General features: G+C 62.6%; 1 protein-coding gene and 1 pseudogene. Both read right to left on the bottom strand.

Annotated elements, in window-relative coordinates:
• Positions 1-267: pseudogene (locus A3730_RS29285) on the bottom strand (hypothetical protein); the annotation flags it as partial.
• Positions 264-962 (bottom strand): BRCT domain-containing protein (locus A3730_RS29290; protein WP_304439548.1); only part of this gene is annotated, 699 nt, incomplete at its 5' end. The gene A3730_RS29290 and the pseudogene A3730_RS29285, both read right to left, overlap by 4 nt.

The raw sequence follows: 962 nt of genomic DNA on the forward strand, positions 1-962 counted from the left end.
CGGGCGTTTCCAGGGAATGAAACCCAGCAGCTTGGTCCGGGGCGGCCTGGCCTTGGCGTTGAAACCCGATTCCTTGTAGATGGTTGCCATCAATACCGGTACCGGCACACCGTATTCCTTCTCGGTGTTCTTGGCGTACTTATACCAGTTATTGAACCAGCCACCCCTCTGATCGAACACCGCGCAGACATTGTCCGTGTTGGTCGGTGTGCCGGCACAGCCACTCAGGGTCAGTGCCGCCAACAGCAGGGGTAGCCAGATTTTCATAACGCTCCCGGGTCAATGCCGTGCTGGGTCAACAGGGACAGTAGCGCAGCTTCGTCGCACACCTCAACGCCCAAGGATTCCGCTTTCGCCAGTTTGGAACCGGCCGACGCGCCCGCCACCACCGTACTGGTGTTTTTGGACACCGACCCCGCCACTTTTGCTCCCAACTGCTGCAACGCCTGTTTGGCCTGGTCACGGGTAAGCTGCTCCAGGGTGCCGGTAAGCACCCAGGTTTGCCCTTCCAACGGCCGACTTTCGGCCTGGGCCGGGGCGCGGGCAGACAGAGCGGCAACCTGATCCTCTGCCTCCTGCAAGCGGGCTTGCCAACCGTTCTCCGCCAGTGCCCTGGCCAGCTGCGTCATAACCCCGGAGCGCACGCCCTGGGGTTCCGCGCCCGCGCCTTCAGCCGCCGCCACGCTCAATTGCGCCACGGTGCGGAAGTGCCCACCGAGGGTTTCCAAGGACTTGTCACCAATGCCCTCAAGATTCATGCCCAACCGCTTGGCGGCTTTCAGCAACTGCGCCAGCGTCAGGCTGTTCACAAAGGCTGCCGAGGGCACCCCGCTGGCCTGCGGGTTCACCCCTTCCGCCAGCAAGCCGTCGATCACTACCTCGTTATCCGCTTCCGCAAAGAAGGCACCAATGGCCTTGGCCACTTCCATGCCCACATCCGGCACCGCCAGCAGCAACAGCAA

Source organism: Alcanivorax sp. HI0044 (genome assembly GCF_001634945.1).